1 pseudogene is annotated in these 256 nt (G+C 67.2%); it reads left to right on the top strand.

Features of this window, described 5'->3' with window-relative positions:
• A pseudogene (locus SB765_RS31480) lies at positions 1–256 on the top strand (hypothetical protein); the annotation flags it as partial.

The raw sequence follows: 256 nt of genomic DNA, 5'->3' as shown, positions 1-256 counted from the left end.
CGGCTATCCGGCATCGTGCACGACGCCCGCCGAAGCCGGGATGAAGGTGCGCACGCAGTCGGACCGGCTGCAGTCGCTGCGCCGCAACGTGATGGAGCTGTACATCTCCGATCACCCGCTCGACTGCCTCACCTGCCCCGCCAACGGCGACTGCGAGCTGCAGGACATGGCGGGCGTCGTCGGCTTGCGCGAAGTGCGCTACGGCTTCGACGGCGCGAATCACCTGCGCGAGCAGAAGGACGAATCGAATCCGTAC

It is taken from the genome of Pseudomonas sp. SIMBA_067 (genome assembly GCF_046534675.1).
GTDB classification, from domain to species: domain Bacteria; phylum Pseudomonadota; class Gammaproteobacteria; order Pseudomonadales; family Pseudomonadaceae; genus Aquipseudomonas; species Aquipseudomonas putida.
Note: the sequence above shows the minus strand (reverse complement) of the source record. Positions and strands in the feature narration are given on the sequence as shown.